Raw genomic sequence first — 20,558 nt, forward strand, 5'->3', positions numbered from 1 at the left:
ATGCCCTTACCAGCCCTACGGGGAGACAAACAACGCGGAGGTCAGCCGCCTTCCTCGGCAGCGTTCCTCAGTCGCCCTCCGTGTGTTCCCGCGCGGCCAGCAGCCGCCGTAGCGAGTACAGCCGCGCCTGATCGGCGTGACCCTCCGCCACCCAGCCGTCCAGCGCGCAGTCCGGTTCGTCATGACCGCACGCACGCGGACATCCTTCGGTTCCCGCTTCCAGGTCGGGGAACGCGTGGATCACCCGGGACGGGTCGACATGGGCAAGGCCGAAGGAACGGACCCCCGGAGTGTCGATCACCCAGCCGTCGACCACCGTCAGCGGCAGCGCCAGCGCCGACGTCGTGGTGTGCCGCCCCCGGCCCGTCACCGCGTTCACATGACCGGTCGAACGCCGCCGTTCCTCCGGCACCAGGGCGTTCACCAGCGTCGTCTTGCCCACACCCGAGTGACCGACGAACGCCGTGACGTGGCCGTCCAGTTGCTCCCGCACCCGGTCGGCCGCGCCCCCGTTCTCCAGCTCCTCACGGCTGGTGACGACATACGGGATGTCCAACGCCCCGTAGAGCTCCAGGAGTTTGTCCGGCGGCGCCAGGTCCGACTTCGTCATCACCAGCAACGGCTCCAGACCCCCGTCGAACGCCGCCACCAGACAGCGGTCGATCAGCCGGGGCCGCGGCTCGGGGTCGGCGAGGGCGGTGACTATGGCGAGTTGGTCGGCGTTCGCCACCACGACGCGCTCGAACGGATCGTCGTCATCGGCCGTCCGCCGGAGCACCGACGTCCGCTCCGCGATCCGCACGATCCGCGCGAGGGTGTCCTTCTTGCCGGACAGATCGCCGACCAGCGCCACCCGGTCACCGACCACCGCCGCCTTGCGGCCGAGCTCGCGGGCCTTCATCGCCATCACGATCCGGTCCTCGACGAGGCAGGTCAGACGCCCGCGGTCGACGGTGAGGACCATGCCCTCGGCGGCGTCCTCGTGCTTGGGCCGGATATGCGTACGGGGCCGGGTGCCCCGGCGTCCGGGGCGGCTGCGGATGTCGTCCTCGTCGGTGTGCTTGCTGTAGCGGCGCATGGCAGTGAGTCCTTACGCCCCGAGCATCCCGGTCCACAGTTCGGTGAAGTCCGGCAGGGTCTTCGCCGTCGTCGCCACGTTCTCGATGCGTACGCCCTCGACCGCGAGGCCGAGGATCGCGCCGGCCGTCGCCATGCGGTGGTCCTCATAGGTGTGGAAGACGCCGCCGTGCAGTCGGCGTGGGCGGATGTGCAGGCCGTCGGCGGTCTCGGTGACGTCACCGCCGAGCTCGTTGATCTCCTTGGTCAGCGCGGCCAGGCGGTCCGTCTCGTGCAGCCGCAGATGCGCGACGCCGCGGAGCGTGGAGGGGGAGTCCGCGAGGGAGGCGACCGCCGCGATGCCCGGGGTGAGTTCGCCGACCTCGCTCAGGTCCACGTCGATGCCGTGGATCGCACCTGAACCGGTGAACACGAGCCCGTACTCGGTGAGTTCGCAGGAACCGCCCATCTCGGTGAAGATCTCGCGCAGCCGGTCACCGGGCTGGGTGGTGCGGGTCGGCCAGTCCGGGACGAGGACCTTGCCGCCGGTCACCAGCGCCGCCGCCAGAAAGGGCTGGGCGTTGGACAGATCCGGCTCGATGGTCAGGTCACGGCCGAGCAGGGCGCCCGGCGTGACCCGCCAGACGTTCGGCTCGCCGCCCGACTCCGGGGTGTCCACCTGGGCACCGACCGAGCGCAGCATGTCGACGGTCATGCGGATGTGCGGCATGGACGGCAGGGCGGAGCCGATGTGGCGGACCTCCACGCCCTGGTTGAAGCGCGGGCCGGACAGCAGCAGCGCCGACACGAACTGGGACGACGACGAGGCGTCGATCTCCACCGGACCGCCCTCCAGAGCGCCCCCGCCGTGCACCGTCAGCGGCAGCGCGCCCCGGCCGTCGTCGTCGATCCGGGCGCCGAGGACGCGCAGGGCGTCGATCACGCCGTGCAGGGGGCGTTCGTACGACCGGGGGTCGCCGTCGAAGCGGATGGGGCCGTCGGCCAGCGCGGCGACCGGCGGCAGGAAGCGCATCACCGTGCCGGCGTTGCCGACGTCGACCGTGGCCGGGCCCCGCAGGCCCGCGGGGAGCACCCGCCACGCCTCGCCGGTGCCCTCGGGGCCCACGCCCTCCTCGATGCCTACGCCCATCGCCCGCAGCGCGCCGGCCATCAGCAAGGTGTCGCGGGAGCGCAGGGGGCGGCGCAGCCAGCCGGGCTCGCTCGCCAGGGCGGCGAGGACGAGGGCGCGGTTGGTGACCGACTTGGACCCGGGCACGTGGACCGTCGCGTCGACGGCTCCGCTCGCGTGCGGGGCGGGCCAGAGGGCGGTGGGTGCGTCGTTCGGGGCCATGGCCCCACTTTATAAGCAGGCGGTCGTTCGAGTGCGGCGCCGTCGGGGCTGGTCGCGCCCACGCGGCGGAGCCGCAAATCGACCAGCCCCGTGCCCCCGTGACTGCGCTCCTCGGGGTGTGTCATACCTCCAAAAGCCACCTGCCCCCGCCTATCAGTGAGCACAACGACACCGCGTGGAACAAGAAGAGCCACAAGCCCGCGGGTACGTGAGTCAGCCGCGACAGCTGATCGGCGTCCGAGTCCCCCGCGCCTCCCCGCGCCCGCTTCGCCTGCAGCTCGAACGCCGGTCGTACCCCGCCCACCAGCAGGAACCAGACCACCACGTACGCGAACGCCGCCTGCACCTGCGGCCCGGTCAGCCAGCTCACCAGCACGAACGTGCCGCCCGCGACGAACACCGTCAGTGCCCCGTACGCGTTGCGGATCATCACCAGCATGGCCACCAGCAGGGCCGTCGCCAGCCACAGCAGGAGCGTGATCCGGCCGGAGGCCAGCAGTGCGGCGCCGCCGAGGCCCAGCAGCGGCGGAGCCGTGTAGCCCGAGGCCGCGGTGAGGATCATGCCGAGGCCGTGCGGCTTGCCGCGGCTGACGGTGAGGCCGCTGGTGTCGGAGTGCAGGCGTATGCCGGTCAGGGTCCGGCCGGTCAGCAGCGCGACCAGGCCGTGGCCGCCCTCGTGGGCGATGGTGATGGCGTTGCGCGAGACGCGCCACAGGACGTGTGGGACGACGACGGCGAGCGCGACGACCAGAGTGGCGACCACCACCCACAGATCGGGGTCGGGCTGAGTACCGGAGACCTCGTCCCAGAGGGAGGCGAGCGAGGCGGATGCGGTGCTGTCCATGTAAGGCGATGGCTCCCTGTGGTCGGATGGAATCTGGCAGTGTGGCACGCATGTGCGGACGGTATGCAGCCAGTCGTGGGCCCGAGGATCTCGCAGGAATCTTTGAGATCGAGAAGTGGGAGCCCGAGGAGACCCTGGAGCCCGACTACAACGTGGCCCCCACCAAAGAGGTCCACGTCGTCCTCGACCGTCCCTTGAAGGACGTGGCGACCGGGTCCGCCAGTTCCTCCGTCACGGGCCGGCCGGTTCGGCAGCTGCGGAAGCTGAAGTGGGGGCTGGTGCCCAGCTGGTCCAAGACCCCCGAGACCGCCTTCAAGATGATCAACGCGCGCGCGGAGACGGTGCACGAGAAGCCGTCGTACCGGCGGGCCTTCACCTCCCGGCGCTGCATCATCCCCGCCGACGGCTACTACGAGTGGGTCACCGGCGCGCAGGAGCGGGACCTTGAGGTCGAGGGGAAGCGGAAACGGCCGCGCAAGCAGCCGTACTTCGTGCTGCCCGCCGACGGGTCGGTGTTCGCGATGGCCGGGCTGTACGAGTTCTGGCGGGACCGGACGCTGCCCGACGAGCATCCCCGGGCCTGGTGGGTGACCTGTTCCGTCATCACGACGGAGGCGGAGACGACCCCGCTGGCGGTGGCGCCCGCCGAGGGCCCGAACGCGCTGGCCGACATCCACCCCCGTATGCCGTTGATGCTGACGCCGGAGCGGTGGGACGCCTGGCTCGACCCCTCCCGCACCGACCCTGAGGAGCTGCGGACGCTGCTCGACCCGCCGCCCCCCGGACGGATGCGTGCCTATCCCGTCTCCACGCTGGTCAGCAACGTCCGCAACAACGGCCCGGAGCTGCTGAAGGAGCTGGACGGCCCCGAAGAGGGCACACTCTTCTGACGTGACGACCGAGTCTGACGTGACGACCGAGATCATTGGCACGGACGCGGGGGACGCCCGCATCACCTGGCACCCGGCGAGGAAGGCACGGCTGGTCCTGGCCGTGAGCCACGGCGCCGGAGGCGGCATCGAGGCGCGCGACGTGAGGGCGCTCGCCCGGGCCCTCCCGGCCCAGGGCGTGACCGTCGCCCTCGTGGAGCAGCCCTGGAGGGTGGCCGGCAAGAAGGTGGCGCCCGCCCCGAAGACCCTCGACGTGGGCTGGCGCGGCATCTGGCCCGCGCTCGCCGGGCCAGGGCTGCCCGTGATCTCCGGCGGACGCAGCGCCGGGGCCCGGGTCGCCTGCCGTACGGCCGTCGAACTCGGCGCCCACGCCGTGCTCGCGCTGAGCTTCCCCCTCCACCCGCCGGGCAAGCCCGAGAAGTCCCGCGCCGACGAGCTGCTGGGGGCCGGGGTGCCCACCCTCGTCGTCCAGGGTGGGAACGATCCGTTCGGAAAGCCGCAGGAGTTCCCGGACGGCGACTTCGAGCTGGTCGAGGTGGAGTACGGCGATCACGGGTTCGCCGTACCCAAGAGGGCGCCCCTCGGTCAGGACGAGGCCGTGGCGATCATCACGGACGCGGTGGTGAAGTGGGTCGGGTCACTCGGGTAAAGCTTCGGGAATGTCGTGGGCCCGGCCTCTGTTGTGGCGGACAGCGGTGCTGAACGAGCAGCGCAGTCGTCGTAGGAGAGGAAGTCCGCCGCATGGGTTCGACCTTCTGCCCGAGCCGTGGCAGCCGTGCTGACCTGGACTGGACAGTGCTGCACGCGGCCAGGACCGCTCCTATTCGAGCGGCGGCAGGTACGGCAGGTCGTCTATCCTCCGATTCAGGTGGGACCGGCTTCGGCCCTGCCCAGAATCTTGAGGAGGTGGGTCCGGTTCCCGGTACCGACGCAGGGACCGACAACGGCCAGGCGGAGCAGCCCGAGGGCCTGGGCACGAGCGTGGGCACGTCCACGGAGACGACCGCCGAGCGCAGCGCGCGCTTCGAGCGGGACGCGCTCGAATTCCTCGACCAGATGTACTCGGCCGCCCTGCGCATGACGCGCAACCCGGCCGACGCCGAGGACCTGGTGCAGGAGATGTACGCCAAGGCGTACGCGTCCTTCCACCAGTTCCGTGAGGGCACCAACCTCAAGGCGTGGCTGTACCGGATCCTCACCAACACCTTCATCAACTCCTACCGCAAGAAGCAGCGTGAACCCCAGCGCTCCGCGGCCGAGGAGATCGAGGACTGGCAGCTCGCCCGCGCCGAGTCGCACATGTCGACGGGCTTGCGCTCCGCGGAGTCGCAGGCGCTCGACCACCTGCCCGACTCGGACGTGAAGGAAGCCCTCCAGGCGATCCCCGAGGAATTCCGTATCGCCGTGTACCTCGCCGACGTAGAGGGCTTTGCGTACAAGGAGATCGCGGACATCATGGGGACACCCATCGGTACGGTGATGTCCCGGCTGCACCGGGCCCGCCGTCAACTGCGCGGCATGCTCGAGGACTACGCGCGTGAGCGCGGACTCGTCCCGGCCGGCGCCGGAGAGTCGAACGAAGTGAAAGGTTCGGGCTCATGAGCTGCGGAGAGCCGCACGAGACGGACTGCAGTGAGGTACTCGATCATCTCTACGAGTTCCTCGACAGTGAGATGCCGGACGTCGACCGCGACAAGTTCAAGCAGCACTTCACGGAGTGCTCGCCGTGCCTGGAGAAGTACGGCCTGGAAGAGGCCGTGAAGAAGCTGGTCAAGCGCTGCTGCGGTCATGACGACGTGCCCACCGACCTGCGCGCCAAGGTCCTGGGGCGGCTCGACCTGATCCGCTCCGGGCAGGCCGTGCCCGACCACGACGTGACCGCGACGCCGCAGGAGTCCTGAACTCCCCGTCCCGGGAACGTGGTGCCGTCACTCGAACGTGCTAATCGGCGCGTGACAACCCCGCAGCCGCCCCTCTCACCGACCTAGGCTCTCCCGTTGAGCTGAGCAGGTCATGGTGGAGGGAGGGGCGTCGAGGATGGACGCGATACCGGCACGGGCGCGTGTGTACGTCGCCTGTGTGGCGCTGTGCACCCTCGCCCTTCTCCTTCCCCTGCTCGCGACACGCACGCCCTGGTGGGCGGTTGCCCTGCTCGCCGCGCTCTACGCCGCCGGCGAGCAGATCGCCGCCCGGTGGCGGTTCGCGGGCACCTTCTATCCCGTGCTGCTCGCCGGGGCCTTTCTGCTGTCGCCGCCCGCCGCCGCGCTGGTCGCGGTGCCGGGTGCGCTGCTCTCGACGGCCGGGCAACGGCCGCTGTGGACACGGCGGATCTGGCGGGCCGCCCAGCTCGCCGTGGCGCTCTGGGCGGCGGCCCGGGTGCACTGTGCACTGGACGGGCGCGATGCCGTGGCGGCGGGCGAATTCCCGTGTGCGCTGCTGTCGGCGGGGGGTGCGGTACTGACGTTCTGTCTGGTCCTGACCGCACTGGACTGCGGGATTCTCGCGTCGGCCACGGGGGTCCCCCCGCTCGAGCGAGGCCGAGAGTGGGGGAGTGTGCCGGTGCCGCGCGCCTGGCGGGGGCTCTTCCTGCGGTCGCTCGCCCCCATCGCCGTACACGGTCTGGCCGGGCTGATGATGGCCGTGCTGTGGCGCAGTCCGTACGGCTCCGTCGCCGCGCTGCTCGTGCTGCTGCCGATGTGCGTGTCGTGGTGGGTGTTCGCCCAGTACCACCGGGAACGCGCGGCTCATCAGGCGACGATTCGGGCGCTGGTCCAGGCCGTCGACATCAAGGACGGCTACACCCGCGGGCACAGCGAGCGGGTCGGGCAGGCCTCGATGATGATCGCGCGTGAGCTGGGCCTGGCCGACGAGCGCGTCGAGGTGCTGCGGTTCGCCGGGATCCTGCACGACGTGGGGAAGCTGGGGGTGCCCACGCGGCTGCTGCGCAAGAACGGGCCGCTCACGCCCGAGGAGCGGCGGGTGATCGAGCTGCACCCCGAGTACGGGCACGAGATGGTCCGCGGGATCTCCTTCCTCGGCGAGGCCCGGGCGGCCGTACTGCATCACCATGAGCGGCTGGACGGGAGCGGGTACCCCTACGGGCTGACGGGGGGCCAGATCCCGGAGTCGGCACGTGTGGTGGCGGTCGCCGACGCCTTCGACGCGATGACGTCGACCCGGTCGTATTCGAGGGCCCGGCCCGTGTCCGTCGCCCTGGGCGAGCTGGAGAGGTGCGCGGGCTCACAGTTCGACCCCCGGATGGTCACGGCTCTCGCCCGAGCCGTGGACCGGTACGGCTGGCATCCCGCCGTGACCGCCGACGAGGCGTCCACGCCCCCTGCGCGCCCGCCGGTCGCGGGTGTTCCGGGAGCGCACCGATGAGCGCCCCCCGCACCACCGGGAAACCGCCCCTCCTTCTCACCCTCGTCCACACCTGCGCGGCCCTCCTGGCCGCAGGCTCCCTCCTGGGCACCCTCTGGCACGAGCTCGACGAACGCGGCATCGCCCTCGCCTTCGGCGTCCTGGTCACCGTGGGTGAGCTCACCCGGTGGACCGGCGCGGAGGGCAGGGAGGCCGCCCCGCTCGGCGCCGCCGCGGCGCTGTCGTACGCGCTGCTGGGGGAGGACGGCGGGCACCCCACCCACCACGGGGTCCTGCAGGTCGGCGCCGTCGTCCTCGCCGCCTCGCTGCTCGGCAGCGTGCCGCACCTCGCGCGCGGGCGCCCCGTGCTCGACCACCTCGCCCGGCGCGTGCTCACCACCGGCTTCGCCGCCGTCTGCTTCCAACCCCTGTACAACCAGGGCACGTTCCACGGCTGGGGCCCCGGCTACGCCCTGATCCTGCTCGCGATCCTCTCCCTCACCGCCCTGTGCGACGCGCTGCTGGCCGCCGCGCTGGCCCACTCCCGCACCCGGTGGCCGTTCGGGCCGCTGCTGCGGGACGAGCTGCGGGCGACGCTCGGGATCGGGTCGGCCGTCTGCGCGACGGGCGCGGTGATGGCGCTCGCGGTCGCCGTGGTCGGGCTGTGGGCGCTGCCCCTCTTCTCGCTCCCCCTCCTGCTCACCCAGATGTCCCTGCGCCGCTACACCGCCGTGCGCACCACCTACCGGCAGACCATCGCCTCCCTCGCCCGGGCCACCGAGATCGCCGGGTACACCCCGGCCGGACACGCCCGGCGGGTGGCCGCGCTCAGCCGGGAGGTCGGGCGGGACCTGGGGCTGTCCGAGGCGGAACTCACCGTGCTGGAGTACGCGGCGCTCATGCATGACATCGGGCAGCTGAGCCTGGTCGACCCGGTGCCGGCCGGGGCCACCGCCGAACTGCCCGTCGAGGAACAGCGGCGGATCGCGCTGCTCGGCGGGGCCGTCGTACGGCAGACCGGGGTGCCCGCACAGGTGGCGACGGTCGTGGAGCGGCTGGCCGACCCCTGCCCGGAGCAGCCGGTCGCCGCGCGGATCGTGCGGGCCGTGAACGCCTACGAGGAGAAGGCGCGGGACGCCGGGCCCGGCGGGCCCCTGAAGGCGCTGGAGGAGCTGCGGCTGGGCACCGCCGGGGACTACGCCCCGGAGGTGGTGGGTTCGCTCGCACGGGTGCTGTCCAGAGACTGTCTGACATGGCCTGTGGCTGGGTAACCCATGGGTAATGAGCGCCCTTCCAGCCGTACGTGGTTGGATGCGAATGAGAGGGTGTCCGGGGGCGAGCACTAGCCAGCCCACTCCACGGAACTGGCAGGCGGGAATCGTGAGGATCTTCGGCAAGGGACGGCACCGGCCCTCCGCCTCCTGGCGGCAGGCCACCGACCGTGCGTTCACGTTGATCGGCGACGGTCGGTACGACGACGCAGGCGCGTTGCTGACACGTGCCGCCGATCTGGAGCCCTGGCTTTCGGAGTCCTGGTTCAACCTCGCCCTGCTGCACAAGTTCCGGCACGACTGGGAGCAGGCCCGGGCGGCCGGGCTGCGCGCCGTGGCGCTGCTCGACCGGGAGACCGGGGCGCCCGACTGGTGGAACGTCGGCATCGCGGCCACCGCCCTGCAGGACTGGCCGCTGGCCCGGCGGGCCTGGCAGGCGTACGGGCTGCGGGTGCCCGGCGGGGCGACCGACTCCGGTGAGCCGGTCGGGATGGACTTGGGCAGCGCGGCCGTACGACTGTCCCCGGAGGGGGAGGCCGAGGTCGTGTGGGGGCGGCGGCTCGACCCCGCCCGCATCGAGGTGCTGTCGATCCCGCTGCCGTCCTCCGGGCGGCGCTGGGGCGAGGTCGTGCTGCACGACGGGGTGCCGCACGGCGAGCGGACCACGTCCGCCGGGCACGCCTACCCCGTCTTCGACGAGATCGAGCTGTGGGCGCCCTCGCCGGTCCCCACCTGGGTGGTCCTCCTGGAGGCCGCCACCGAGGCCGACCGGGACGCGCTGGAGCAGCTCGCGGCCGACGCCGGGTTCGCCGCGGAGGACTGGTCGTCGTCGGTGCGGCTGCTGTGCCGGATGTGCTCCGAGTCGCGGATGCCGTCGGACGAGGGCGACGGGGAGCACCTGGACCCGCACGACCACAGTGAGCCGGGTCACCCCGGGCCGCTGGGCCACCGCACCGACGGGCAGCTGTGGGTGCCGGAGCGGGAATGTGGCGTCGCCGCACCCGCGTCACTGGTCCGGGGACTGCTGGACGGATGGGTCGCCGACAGCCCGGATTCGCGGGACTGGCGGGATCTCGAAGAGGTCTGCTGAGCATTCGCCGTACCCTGTATCAGCATCACACCCCCCTTTTTCTTTTGTTTGTGCAGGAAGGCGTACGTCTGTCATGGCCCAGCAGGACACCGATCAGCAGCACGCGGGCGTGCTCCCCGTCGACGACGAGGGCTTCGTCATCGACACGGAGGACTGCGAGGAGCGCGAGCTGGCGTTCCGCGAGCGCGGCACCTCGCGGCCCATCACGGTCGTCGGGAACCCGGTGCTCCACAAGGAGTGCAAGGACGTCACCGCGTTCGACGACGAGCTGCTGAAGCTGGTCGACGACATGTTCGCCTCGCAGCGCACCGCCGAGGGCGTGGGCCTGGCCGCCAACCAGATCGGCGTCGACCTGAAGGTCTTCGTCTACGACTGCCAGGACGACCAGGGCGTGCGGCACGTCGGCGTGATCTGCAACCCCGAGCTCGTCGAGCTGCCCGCCGACAAGCGCCGCCTCGACGACAGCAACGAGGGCTGCCTGTCCGTGCCGACGGCCTACGCCGCGCTGGCCCGCCCCGACTACGCCGAGGTGACCGGGCAGGACGAGAAGGGCAACCCGATCAAGGTGCGCGGCACCGGGTACTTCGCTCGGTGTTTGCAGCACGAGACCGACCACCTGTACGGCTACCTCTACATCGACCGTCTCTCCAAGCGGGAGCGCAAGGACGCGCTCCGGCAGATGGCCGAGAACGAGCCCCGTTACCCCGTCGTCGCGAACGACTGAGTTCGGCTCAAGAGCCTCACACGTCCCTTCCGTACGGCGCCTGTTCAGGATCCCCTTCCTGACCGGGCGCCGTTCGCATGTCCGTCGCACGTTCGATCCCATACAGGCAGATTGTGATCCAGCACCAGTCACATAGGGGGAGATTCTCGGCGCCGAGGGGTAGTGAATGAAGCAAATCCGTTCCCAGATCGGTCAGTTGTGGTGCTGAATGGAAGTGCGGGGATACGCGACGGCGCACGCCCGGCACAGCGGGAGGGGCGTGTACAACTGGCGGCTGAGAGGGGTTTGTTCGTGCATGCTTTCTCACGCGGCACCACATCGACACCGACGGCGGTCCCGGTACCACCCTCGCTCTCTCTCCCGGTGATCGAAGCAGCGTTTCCCAGGCAGCTCCATCCGTATTGGCCCCAACTCCAGGAGAAGACCCGTACCTGGCTGCTGGAAAAGCGGCTGATGCCGGCCGACAAGGTCGATGAATATGCCGACGGCCTTTGCTACACGGACCTCATGGCGGGGTACTACATCGGCGCCCCCGACGAGGTGCTCCAGGCGATAGCGGACTTCAGCGCGTGGTTCTTCGTCTGGGACGACCGGCACGACCGCGACATCGTCCACCACCGCCCGGCCGCCTGGCGCCGGCTGAGGTTCCGCCTGCACGCGGCGCTCGACTCACCCGAGGACCATCTGCACCACGCGGACCCGCTGGTCGTGGGGTTCGCGGACAGCATGGTGCGGCTGTACTCGTTCCTGCCGCACACCTGGAACGCCCGGTTCGCCCGCCACTTCCACGCGGTGATCGAGGCGTACGACCGGGAATTCCGCAACCGCATCGAGGGGCACATCCCCACGGTCGAGGATTACCTCGAACTGCGCCGGCTCTCCTTTGCGCACTGGATCTGGACCGACCTGCTCGAGCTGAGCGCCGGGCTGGAACTTCCGGACCGGGTACGAAAACACCCGGCATATCGGCGGGCGGCGTTGCTGAGCCAGGAATTCGCCGCCTGGTACAACGACCTCTGCTCATTCCCCAAGGAAATCGCGGGCGACGAGGTCCACAATCTCGGAATCAGCCTCATCACGCACAAGGGGCTCACTCTGGAAGAGACGGTGGCGGAAGTCAGGCAACGCGTCGAGGACTGCATATCCGATTTCCTCGTGGCCGAGCGGGACGCCCTTGAATTCGCCGACTCACTGGCCGACGGCACGGCGTGGGGAAAAGAACTCGGCGCCGCCGTGCGCGCCTGCGTCCGCAATATGCGCAACTGGTTCAGCTCGGTCTACTGGTTCCACCACGAGTCCGGCCGGTACATGGTCGACAGCTGGGACGACCGGTCCACGCCCCCGTACGTCAACAACGAAGCGGCAGGTGAGAAATGACCGTCGAGTCCGTCCGCCCCGAAGCCCAACCCCGTGGGACTTCGGAACTGCGTGAGCCGCCCCTCGCGGGCGGCAGGGTTCCACTTCTCGGCCACGGCTGGAAGCTGGTCCGGGATCCGCTGGCCTTCATGGCGGGGCTCCGGGTCCACGGCGACGTCGTACGGCTGAAGCTCGGCCCGAAGACGGTCTACGCCGTCACCACGCCGGATCTCACCGGCGCGCTGGCGCTGAGCACCGACTTCGAGATCGCCGGCCCGCTGTGGGAGTCCCTGGAGGGCCTGCTCGGCAAGGAGGGGGTGGCCACGGCGAACGGCCCCCGGCACCGGCGTCAGCGGCGCACCATCCAGCCCGCCTTCCGGCTCGACGCGATCCCCGGGTACGGGCCGATCATGGAGGAGGAGGCACATGCGCTGACCGAACGCTGGAAGCCCGGCGAGACCATCGACTGCACCTCCGAGTCGTTCCGGATAGCCGTGCGCATCGCCGCCCGCTGTCTGCTGCGCGGCGCGTACATGGACGAGCGGGCCGAGCGGCTGTGTGCCGCGCTGGACACCCTCTTCCGCGGTATGTACCGGCGGATGGTGATCCCGCTCGGGCCGCTGTACAACCTGCCGCTCCCGGCCAACCGCACATTCAACCGGGCCCTGGCCGATTTCCATCTCCTGGTCGACGAGATCGTCGCCGAACGCCGGGCATCCGGTCAAAAGCCGGACGATTTGCTGACGGCATTGCTGGACGCGAAGGACGAGAATGGCGACCCCATCGGGGAACAGGAGATCCACGATCAGGTCGTCGCGATACTCACGGCGGGCGCCGAGACCGTGGCCTCCACGATCATGTGGCTGCTTCATGTGTTCTCGGAACATCCGGAACACGCCGACAAGGTGCGCGCGGAGGTCGAATCCGTCACCGGTGGCCGGCCCGTGGCATTCGAGGACGTCCGCAGGCTCGGGCACACCAACAATGTCGTCGTGGAGGCGATGCGTTTGCGCCCCGCGATCTGGATTCTGACGCGACGGGCGGTGGCCGATACGTCACTGGGTGGCTATCGCATTCCGGCCGGGGCCGACATCGTCTACAGCCCCTACGCCATCCAGCGCGACCCGAAGTCGTACGCGCGCCACCTCGAGTTCGACCCCGATCGCTGGCTTCCGGAGCGCGTGAAGGACGTGCCGAAATTCGCCATGAGTCCGTTCGGCGTCGGCAATCGCAAGTGCCCGAGCGACCACTTCTCCATGGCCATGCTGACGCTGATCACGGCGGCGCTGTCCACCAGGTACCGCTTCGAGCAGGTGTCCGGTTCGAGCGACGCGACCCGGGTGGGCATCACACTCCACCCGCACCACCTGCTGCTGAGGCCGGTGCCGAGGGACTGACGCCAGTCGGGGGCTGCCCCCCAAGGGGCGGCTCAGGCTGCAGGGGGCCCCTGGAACGTCCGTCGGTAGGCGTTCGGGGTCGTCCCCAGCGCCCGTACGAACTGATGGCGCAGTGCGGCCGCCGTGCCGAACCCTGTCCGGCCGGCGATCGCGTCCACCGTCTCGCCCGTCGCCTCCAACAACTCCTGTGCCAACAGCACCCGTTGACGCAGGATCCAGCGATAGGGGGTCGTCCCGGTCTCCTGCTGGAAGCGGCGGGCGAAGGTGCGCGGGGACATGTGCGCCCGCTCGGCGAGCTGCTCGACGGTGACCTCCTCGTCGAGGTGCAGCTCCATCCAGGCCAGCACCTCGCCGACCGTGTCGCAGTGCGAGAGGGGCAGCGGGCGTTCGATGTACTGGGCCTGCCCGCCGTCCCGGTGCGGCGGGACCACCATCCGCCGGGCGATCTTGTTGGCGACCTCGGGGCCCTGCTCCTGCCGCACGATGTGCAGACAGGCGTCGATGCCGGCGGCGGTGCCGGCGCTGGTGATCACGGGCCCGTCGTCTACGTAGAGCACGTCGGGCTCGACGATCGCCTCCGAGTGCCGTCGGGACAGCTCCTCGGCCTGCCGCCAGTGCGCGCTGCACCTCCGCCCGTCGAGCAGCCCGGCCGCGCCCAGCACGAAGACGCCGGAGCACACGCTGAGCACCCGCGCACCCCGGTCGACGGCCCTGACCAGGGAGTCCAGCAGCTCGGGCGGATAGTCCCGGGTGACGTAGTCGCTGCCGGCCGGTACGGCGATCAGGTCGGCGTCGTCCAGCCGCTCCAGGCCGTGCGGCGTGGAGACGGTGAGCCCGCCGACGTGGGTGTCCAGCGTCGGTCCCTCCGCCGAGACGACGGCGAAGTCGTACGTGGGCAGTCCCTCGTCGCTGCGGTCGATGCCGAACACCTCGCAGACGACGCCCAGTTCAAAGGGGTGCACGCCGTCGAGGAGGACGGCGGCCACGTTCTTCAGCATGCTGCCAGTGTGCCTCGTCGGTGGCAGTAAATCGAGGGTCTACGGCAGTCCTGCCACTGTTCGTAAGGAGCGTCCGGCGTGACAGTGGTGTCATGACTACAGCGCAGACAGAAGGACTGATCTCGATGCTCACCGTTCTCGGCATGTTCGTCCTCCTGGTCCTCCCCTCAGTGATCGGGATCGTGCACGACCGGCGTATCGACCGTCAGATCAAGGAGGCGGAGCAACACCGGTCCCGGCAGCGGCGCTTCGCGCGGGCGGCGTAACCTCTCCTGCACCAACAGGGGAGGATCATGAGACACAGACTGTGGGCCGTGGCAGGCGGGGCGGCAGCCCTGACCCTGCTCACGGCCACCGGCGCGCACGCCGAGGGCGAGGGCGACATCCGGGTCACCAAGGCGGTCGTCAACCACGGCAAGAACGTCATCGTCGGCACGACGAAGGCCGTCGAGTACCCGATCGCCATCACCATCAAGGACGACTCGGGGGTGAAGGGGCTCACACGCGTCAGCACCATCAACACGTCCAGTGCCGAAGGGGGCGGCTTCGCCGAGTGGATCGGCACGAAGTGCGTGGAGACGACGTCGACCACGTCGGTGTGCACGGCCACGATGCGGATCACTCCGGCCTGGATCCCCGGCTACAGCGACACCGACAGCAACAGGGCCGCCGGTGAATGGCAGGTCAACGCCACGGTCAAGGCGAACGACGGTGACTACTGGATCTCCGACCGCATCGCCCTCTACAAGGTGAAGCGCGCCTCCAGGCTCACGACGGACGCGACCCCCGAGCCCGTCGCCAAGGGGTCCTCGCTCACCGTCAACGGCAAGCTGACGCGCGCGAACTGGGAGAACCTCAAGTACCACGGGTACACGGAACAGTCGGTCAAGCTCCAGTTCCGCCCCGCCGGTGGCGCCCACTACAGCACGGTCAAGACCGTGAAGACGGGCGCCCACGGCAAGCTCAGCACCAAGGTGACCGTCACCTCGGCGGGCAGCTGGCGCTGGTACTTCCCCGGCACGACGACGACCGCGCGGGTCGTGTCGGCCGGGGATGCCGTCGCGCTGAAGCAGGGCTGAGAGGTCCGGCTCAGAAGTCCTCGTCCAGGTCGACGGTGCCCTCCACCGCGACCTGGTACGCCGACGGACGCCGCTCGAAGAAGTTGGTGAGCTCCTGGACGCCCTGCAACTCCATGAAGGAGAAGGGGTTCTCGGAGCCGTACACCGGGGCGAAGCCGAGCCGCGTCAGACGCTGATCGGCCACACACTCCAGGTACTGCCGCATCGAGTCGGTGTTCATGCCCGGGAGGCCGTCACCGCACAGGTCGCGCGCGAACTGCAGCTCGGCCTCGACGGCCTCCTCCAGCATGTCGGTGACCTCCTGCTGGAGCTGGTCGTCGAAGAGCTCCGGCTCCTCCTTGCGGACGGTGTCGACGACCTCGAAGGCGAAGCTCATGTGCATCGTCTCGTCGCGGAACACCCAGTTGGTGCCGGTGGCCAGGCCGTGCAGCAGGCCCCGGCTGCGGAACCAGTAGACGTAGGCGAAGGCACCGTAGAAGAACAGGCCCTCGATGCACGCGGCGAAGCAGATCAGGTTGAGCAGGAAGCGACGCCGGTCGGCCTTGCTCTCCAGGCGCTCCAGCTTCTCGACCTCGTTGATCCACTTGAAGCAGAACTCGGCCTTCTCGCGGATGGACGGGATGTTCTCGACGGCGTCGAACGCCGCCGCCCTGTCCTGCGGGTCGGGCAGATAGGTGTCGAGCAGCGTCAAGTAGAACTGGACGTGCACGGCCTCCTCGAAGAGCTGCCGGCTCAGGTACAGCCGCGCCTCGGGGGAGTTGATGTGCTTGTACAGCGTCAGCACCAGGTTGTTCGCGACGATCGAGTCGCCCGTCGCGAAGAACGCGACCAGCCGGCCGATCATGTGCTGCTCACCCTCGGACAGCTTCGCGAGGTCGGCGACGTCCGAGTGGAGGTCGACCTCCTCGACGGTCCAGGTGTTCTTGATGGCGTCCCGGTAGCGCTCGTAGAAGTCCGGGTAGCGCATCGGGCGGAGAGTCAGCTCGAAGCCCGGGTCGAGGAGATTGGCGTTGCGGGGGGTCGTGGCGGTCATTACTGGCAGGCCTCGCAGGACTCGGGGTTTTCCAGGGAGCAGGCGACGGCGTCGGGGTCGGCCACCTGCTGGGCGGGGATGGTCTTTTCCGGCTGGGCGGACTGGGCCTGGGCGGCGCGGGCGATGCGGGTCGCCGGGCGCGAGCGCAGGTAGTACGTCGTCTTCAGGCCCTGCTTCCAGGCGTACGCGTACATCGAGGAGAGCTTGCCGATGGTCGGCGTCTCCAGGAAGAGGTTCAGGGACTGGGACTGGTCGAGGAACGGCGTCCGGTCCGCGGCCATGTCGATCAGGCCGCGCTGCGGGATCTCCCACGCCGTGCGGTACAGGGCCCGTACGTCCGCCGGGATCCAGGCGAAGTCCTGCACCGAGCCGTTCGAGTCGCGCAGGGCCTCACGGGTGCGGGCGTCCCAGACGCCGAGCTCCTTGAGCTCGTTGACCAGGTAGGAGTTGACCTGGAGGAACTCGCCGGACAGCGTCTCGCGCTTGAACAGGTTGGAGACCTGCGGCTCGATGCACTCGTAGACGCCGGCGATGGACGCGATGGTGGCGGTGGGTGCGATGGCGAGGAGGAGGGAGGTGCGCAGGCCGGTGGTGGCCATACGGTCCCGCAGGGCGGCCCAGCGCTCCGGCCAGGTCAGCTCGACGCCGTAGTGGTCGGGGTGCAGGACGCCCCTGGCCGTACGGGTCTTCTCCCAGGCCGGCAGCGGGCCGTTGCGCTCGGCGAGGTCGGCGGAGGCTTCGTACGCGGCGAGCATGACGCGCTCGGCGATACGGGTGGAGAGGGCTCGGGCCTCCGGCGAGTCGAAGGGCAGCCGCAGCTTGAAGAAGACGTCCTGCAGGCCCATCGCACCCAGGCCGACGGGACGCCACTTGGCGTTCGACCGCCCGGCCTGCTCGGTCGGGTAGAAGTTGATGTCGACGACGCGGTCGAGGAAGGTGACGGCGGTACGGACGGTGGCGTCCAGCCGCTCCCAGTCGATGTCGCCGCTCACCGTGTCGACGAAGGCACCGAGATTGACGGATCCCAGGTTGCAGACCGCCGTCTCCCCGTCGTTGGTGACCTCCAGGATCTCCGTGCAGAGGTTGGAGGAGTGGACGACGTGGCCCGGCAGTGCCGTCTGGTTGGCGGTGCGGTTGGCGGCGTCCTTGAAGGTCATCCAGCCGTTGCCGGTCTGCGCGAGGGTGCGCATCATGCGGCCGTACAGGTCACGGGCGGGGATGGTCTTCTTCGCGAGCCCTGCCTCCTCCGCCTTGCGGTAGGCCGCGTCGAACTCATCGCCCCACAGGTCGACCAGCTCGGGCACGTCGGCGGGGGAGAACAGGGACCACAGGCCGTCGGCGTTCACGCGGCGCATGAACTCGTCCGGGACCCAGTGCGCGAGGTTCAGGTTGTGCGTACGCCGGGCGTCCTCACCGGTGTTGTCGCGCAGCTCCAGGAACTCCTCGATGTCGGAGTGCCAGGTCTCCAGGTAGACCGCGGCGGCACCCTTGCGCCGGCCGCCCTGGTTCACGGCGGCGACCGAGGCGTCGAGGGTCTTCAGGAACGGGACGATGCCGTTGGAGTGACCGTTGGTGCCGCGGATCAGCGAACCCCGGGAGCGGATACGGGAGTACGAGAGGCCGATGCCGCCGGCGTGCTTCGAGAGGCGGGCGACCTGGTGGTAGCGGTCGTAGATGGAGTCCAGCTCGTCCAGCGGGGAGTCGAGGAGGTAGCAGGACGACATCTGGGGGTGCCGGGTGCCGGAGTTGAAGAGCGTGGGGGAGGACGGGAGGTAGTCGAGGCGGCTCATGAGCCCGTAGAGCGCGGCGACTTCGTCCACCGACCTGGCGGTGTCGTCCTCCGCGAGGCCCGCGGCGACGCGCAGCATGAAGTGCTGGGGCGTCTCGATGACCTTGGGGGTGATGGGGTGGCGGAGCAGGTACCTGCTGTGCAGGGTGCGCAGGCCGAAGTAGCCGAAGCGGTCGTCGGCGCCGGTGTCGATCAGGGCGTCGAGGCGGGCGGCGTGCAGGCGCACGAACTCGGCGGTCCGGTCGGCGATGAGCCCCTCACGATGCCCGACCGCGACCGACTCGGTGAAGGACGTGACGCCCTGTGAGGCGGCCTCGGCGGCGACGGAGACGGTCAGCAGCCGGGCGGCCAGCCTGCTGTAGGCGGGGTCCTCGGAGATGAGACCGGCCGCCGCCTCGGTGGCCAGCTCGCGCAGCTCCTGCCCGTCCGCGAAGGCGGACCGGCCGCGCAGCGCGGCGGCGGCGACCCGGCCGGGGTCGGCGTCGGGGAGGTCGGCGGTCAGCTCGGTCAGGGTCCGCAGCAAGGCGGTTCCCGGAGCGTCCTCGTCGGTCGGGACGGTCGCAGCGGCTGAGGCCGGGTCTGCTGGCGCGATGGTCACGTGGGGGCTCTCCCTCGCTCGGCACGGGGGCCTTGCGGAGGGCAGGGGGCAGCACACGAGCGCGCAGGGCGTCGCATCCACCGACCCATTCCACGAGGCCCGGACGTCAGGGCACGCCGACCGGATGGCCGGGTGCGCTGTCGGCAGGTCCTCGGACTGACTCTCGTACGACGGCATGCGGGCATACGTGTACGAGTACACCGTTGCGGGACAGTTCCGGATTCGCACCGGATTCCCCTGTGGCGACAGCGAGCATGAGCATACATCTTGTGCCGGGCTGTCGCGTCACCCCCAGATGTTGTGTCGCGGTGGTTTCAGAGCGTCAACTCGTAGGTGAGGAGAGTGATGTCGGCGAGGGCCGGGATCGGATTCCAGTCCCGCTCGGGTGTGCGGACGAAGCCCAGGCGTTCGTAGATGCGGTGGGCGCTGTGCATGGCGCGCTGGGTCGACAGGACGATGCGTACGCAGCCCGCCGTGGCCCGTGCGCGGTCGACGCAGGCGCGTACGAGGGCTTCTCCGGCGCCCCGGCCCCGGGCGCCCTGCGCGACAGCCAGCATGCGGATCTCGGCCTCGCCGGGCCCGGCTATGTCGGCCATCGGCCCGCCGCTCGGCACGAAGGTCACGCCGCCCAGCAGCCGGCCCTTCTCGACGGCCACCAGCACCTCGGCGGCGGCCGCCCGCTTGGCCACGTCCTTCAGCTCACCGAGGTATTCGTCGCTCTCCCCGAAGTCGAGGAGGCCGTCCTGGACGTAGGCCTGGGCGGTGATCTCGGCGAGGGTGTCGTACTCGGCGGGTGTGACGGGGCGGATGAGGAGGTCCATGGGGCCGAGTGTGCCGGACGGCCGCGGTGAGGGGTCCGGATTTTCCACAGGGCCGGTATGACAAGAAGAAAAGGCCGGTCACACGGTGAAGACCCGCACCGCGACGTCCGCCCCGGAGGAGATGAGCGCGTACTCGCACGAGCCGGTCGGAGTCACCTGGTCGGCCTGGAGCGGGAAGTCGGTGAACTGAACCCACAACTCGCCCGTCTCGCCCTCGTCCCAGTGCAGGGTGCCCTCGCCGAAGAACGCGTTGCTGCCCGACTGGTCGCTGACCGTGGCCGTCACGGAGTTGGCCTCACCCGAGGAGTTCTCCACCTTGATGTCCACGGTGAGCAGTTCGCCGGGACTCGACAGGGCCGTCCCGGTCACGGACGCCAGGCTGCCCACGTTGAAGGCGCTGCCCAGCCCGCTGGAGTTGGTGCCGGACACCTGCTTGACCGTCACGTTGAAGGTGTTCGGACCGACGGAAACCGAGGCCATGGGGTCCTCCTGGGTCAGTCGGAAGAGGGCGGGCAGAACCCGCCTTGTGCGGTCATGAGGGGCTGATACCCGAAGTTCGCCGCCTGCTGGTTGAATCGGTCCGCCATCTGCCGGGCGGTGAGCAGCGCGAGTTCCGGGCCGGGTGCGTTCAGCTCGATCGAGAACGCCGGACGACCGGCGTACAGGAAGCAGACCGGCCAGGGCAGGATCTGCACGGAGGGGTCCTGGGACAGGGCCGTGAGCTGACTGCCGTCGAATGAGACGTCAGGGTCCGCGGCGACGAGGTCGTCGACGGTGGGGAGGGTGTCACCCACGGTTCCGCTCCTCAAAGCTGGGAGAACAGGTGGGCCTTCCCTATCAGCGTTTCCCATGCGGCGGCGGCCCGCAACTTGCGGACCGCCGCCGCACACCGAGGTCAGGG

The 20,558-nt window shown here is 70.0% G+C and carries 21 protein-coding genes and 1 riboswitch; of the genes, 12 read left to right on the top strand and 9 right to left on the bottom strand.

What is annotated here, in order from left to right; all coding sequences use genetic code 11:
* Positions 1 to 67: 67 nt before the first annotated feature.
* The 3 genes from rsgA to AB5J49_RS31590 form a co-directional block, all read right to left on the bottom strand.
* Positions 68 to 1,078, bottom strand: a complete 1,011-nt coding sequence (gene rsgA, locus AB5J49_RS31580) for a ribosome small subunit-dependent GTPase A (protein ID WP_369172266.1) — start codon at positions 1,076 to 1,078, stop codon at positions 68 to 70.
* A 12-nt stretch (positions 1,079 to 1,090) separates the two neighbouring features.
* Positions 1,091 to 2,407, bottom strand: coding sequence for a 3-phosphoshikimate 1-carboxyvinyltransferase (gene aroA / locus AB5J49_RS31585; protein WP_369172267.1), 1,317 nt, complete (start codon positions 2,405 to 2,407; stop codon positions 1,091 to 1,093).
* A 121-nt stretch (positions 2,408 to 2,528) separates the two neighbouring features.
* The gene (locus AB5J49_RS31590; protein WP_369172268.1) at positions 2,529 to 3,251 is read right to left on the bottom strand and encodes a M50 family metallopeptidase; all 723 of its coding nucleotides are present in this window, start codon (positions 3,249 to 3,251) and stop codon (positions 2,529 to 2,531) included.
* Positions 3,252 to 3,301: 50 nt separating this feature from the next.
* Here AB5J49_RS31590 and AB5J49_RS31595 point away from each other — a divergent pair, with 50 nt between their 5' ends.
* The 10 genes from AB5J49_RS31595 (at position 3,302) to AB5J49_RS31640 (ending at position 13,339) form a co-directional block, all read left to right on the top strand.
* Positions 3,302 to 4,141, top strand: coding sequence for an SOS response-associated peptidase (locus AB5J49_RS31595; protein WP_369172269.1), 840 nt, complete (start codon positions 3,302 to 3,304; stop codon positions 4,139 to 4,141).
* Between the two features lie 19 nt (positions 4,142 to 4,160).
* Complete coding sequence (locus AB5J49_RS31600) at positions 4,161 to 4,790, top strand: alpha/beta family hydrolase (protein ID WP_369175331.1); 630 nt, start codon at positions 4,161 to 4,163, stop codon at positions 4,788 to 4,790.
* A gap of 257 nt (positions 4,791 to 5,047) precedes the next feature.
* Positions 5,048 to 5,743: a sigma-70 family RNA polymerase sigma factor gene (locus AB5J49_RS31605; protein WP_369172270.1), complete on the top strand. Its 696-nt coding sequence runs from the start codon at positions 5,048 to 5,050 to the stop codon at positions 5,741 to 5,743.
* Positions 5,740 to 6,042 carry a mycothiol system anti-sigma-R factor gene (gene rsrA, locus AB5J49_RS31610; protein ID WP_030052446.1) on the top strand — a complete coding sequence of 101 codons (303 nt, stop codon included), beginning with the start codon at positions 5,740 to 5,742 and terminating at the stop codon, positions 6,040 to 6,042. The genes AB5J49_RS31605 and rsrA overlap by 4 nt, the downstream gene beginning before the upstream one ends.
* 136 nt (positions 6,043 to 6,178) lie before the next feature.
* A complete protein-coding gene (locus AB5J49_RS31615; RefSeq protein ID WP_369172271.1) occupies positions 6,179 to 7,522 on the top strand; it encodes an HD-GYP domain-containing protein in 1,344 nt (447 codons plus the stop codon).
* On the top strand, positions 7,519 to 8,772 hold the full coding sequence (locus AB5J49_RS31620) for an HD-GYP domain-containing protein (protein WP_369172272.1): 1,254 nt from the start codon (positions 7,519 to 7,521) through the stop codon (positions 8,770 to 8,772). The genes AB5J49_RS31615 and AB5J49_RS31620 overlap by 4 nt, the downstream gene beginning before the upstream one ends.
* Before the next feature lie 109 nt (positions 8,773 to 8,881).
* The gene (locus AB5J49_RS31625) at positions 8,882 to 9,862 is read left to right on the top strand and encodes a tetratricopeptide repeat protein (protein ID WP_369172273.1); all 981 of its coding nucleotides are present in this window, start codon (positions 8,882 to 8,884) and stop codon (positions 9,860 to 9,862) included.
* 73 nt (positions 9,863 to 9,935) lie between these two features.
* Positions 9,936 to 10,586 carry a peptide deformylase gene (def, locus tag AB5J49_RS31630; RefSeq protein ID WP_369172274.1) on the top strand — a complete coding sequence of 217 codons (651 nt, stop codon included), beginning with the start codon at positions 9,936 to 9,938 and terminating at the stop codon, positions 10,584 to 10,586.
* A 291-nt stretch (positions 10,587 to 10,877) separates the two neighbouring features.
* Positions 10,878 to 11,963 carry an epi-isozizaene synthase gene (gene cyc1 / locus AB5J49_RS31635; RefSeq protein ID WP_369172275.1) on the top strand — a complete coding sequence of 362 codons (1,086 nt, stop codon included), beginning with the start codon at positions 10,878 to 10,880 and terminating at the stop codon, positions 11,961 to 11,963.
* On the top strand, positions 11,960 to 13,339 hold the full coding sequence (locus AB5J49_RS31640) for a cytochrome P450 (RefSeq protein ID WP_369172276.1): 1,380 nt from the start codon (positions 11,960 to 11,962) through the stop codon (positions 13,337 to 13,339). Before cyc1 ends, AB5J49_RS31640 begins: the two co-directional genes overlap by 4 nt.
* 32 nt (positions 13,340 to 13,371) lie before the next feature.
* On the opposite strand, the gene AB5J49_RS31645 is transcribed toward AB5J49_RS31640, so the two are convergent.
* Positions 13,372 to 14,337 carry a GlxA family transcriptional regulator gene (locus AB5J49_RS31645; protein WP_369172277.1) on the bottom strand — a complete coding sequence of 322 codons (966 nt, stop codon included), beginning with the start codon at positions 14,335 to 14,337 and terminating at the stop codon, positions 13,372 to 13,374.
* A 92-nt stretch (positions 14,338 to 14,429) separates the two neighbouring features.
* Between AB5J49_RS31645 and AB5J49_RS31650 the strand changes: the two genes are divergently transcribed.
* The gene (locus AB5J49_RS31650; protein ID WP_369172278.1) at positions 14,430 to 14,603 is read left to right on the top strand and encodes a hypothetical protein; all 174 of its coding nucleotides are present in this window, start codon (positions 14,430 to 14,432) and stop codon (positions 14,601 to 14,603) included.
* Positions 14,604 to 14,630: 27 nt separating this feature from the next.
* Positions 14,631 to 15,416, top strand: coding sequence for a hypothetical protein (locus AB5J49_RS31655; protein ID WP_369172279.1), 786 nt, complete (start codon positions 14,631 to 14,633; stop codon positions 15,414 to 15,416).
* A gap of 10 nt (positions 15,417 to 15,426) precedes the next feature.
* On the opposite strand, the gene AB5J49_RS31660 is transcribed toward AB5J49_RS31655, so the two are convergent.
* From AB5J49_RS31660 to AB5J49_RS31680, 5 genes are all read right to left on the bottom strand, one after another.
* Positions 15,427 to 16,449 carry a ribonucleotide-diphosphate reductase subunit beta gene (locus AB5J49_RS31660; protein WP_369172280.1) on the bottom strand — a complete coding sequence of 341 codons (1,023 nt, stop codon included), beginning with the start codon at positions 16,447 to 16,449 and terminating at the stop codon, positions 15,427 to 15,429.
* On the bottom strand, positions 16,449 to 18,836 hold the full coding sequence (locus tag AB5J49_RS31665; RefSeq protein WP_369172281.1) for a ribonucleoside-diphosphate reductase subunit alpha: 2,388 nt from the start codon (positions 18,834 to 18,836) through the stop codon (positions 16,449 to 16,451). The genes AB5J49_RS31660 and AB5J49_RS31665 overlap by 1 nt, the downstream gene beginning before the upstream one ends.
* A 124-nt stretch (positions 18,837 to 18,960) precedes the next feature.
* Positions 18,961 to 19,128: riboswitch (cobalamin riboswitch) on the bottom strand.
* 22 nt (positions 19,129 to 19,150) lie between these two features.
* Positions 19,151 to 19,657: a GNAT family N-acetyltransferase gene (locus tag AB5J49_RS31670; RefSeq protein WP_369172282.1), complete on the bottom strand. Its 507-nt coding sequence runs from the start codon at positions 19,655 to 19,657 to the stop codon at positions 19,151 to 19,153.
* 78 nt (positions 19,658 to 19,735) lie between these two features.
* A complete protein-coding gene (locus AB5J49_RS31675; protein WP_369172283.1) occupies positions 19,736 to 20,137 on the bottom strand; it encodes a hypothetical protein in 402 nt (133 codons plus the stop codon).
* Positions 20,138 to 20,151: 14 nt separating this feature from the next.
* Positions 20,152 to 20,451, bottom strand: coding sequence for a hypothetical protein (locus tag AB5J49_RS31680; protein ID WP_369172284.1), 300 nt, complete (start codon positions 20,449 to 20,451; stop codon positions 20,152 to 20,154).
* Between the last annotated feature and the right edge of the window lie 107 nt (positions 20,452 to 20,558).

The organism is Streptomyces sp. R28, from assembly GCF_041052385.1.
In the GTDB taxonomy this organism is placed as follows: domain Bacteria; phylum Actinomycetota; class Actinomycetes; order Streptomycetales; family Streptomycetaceae; genus Streptomyces.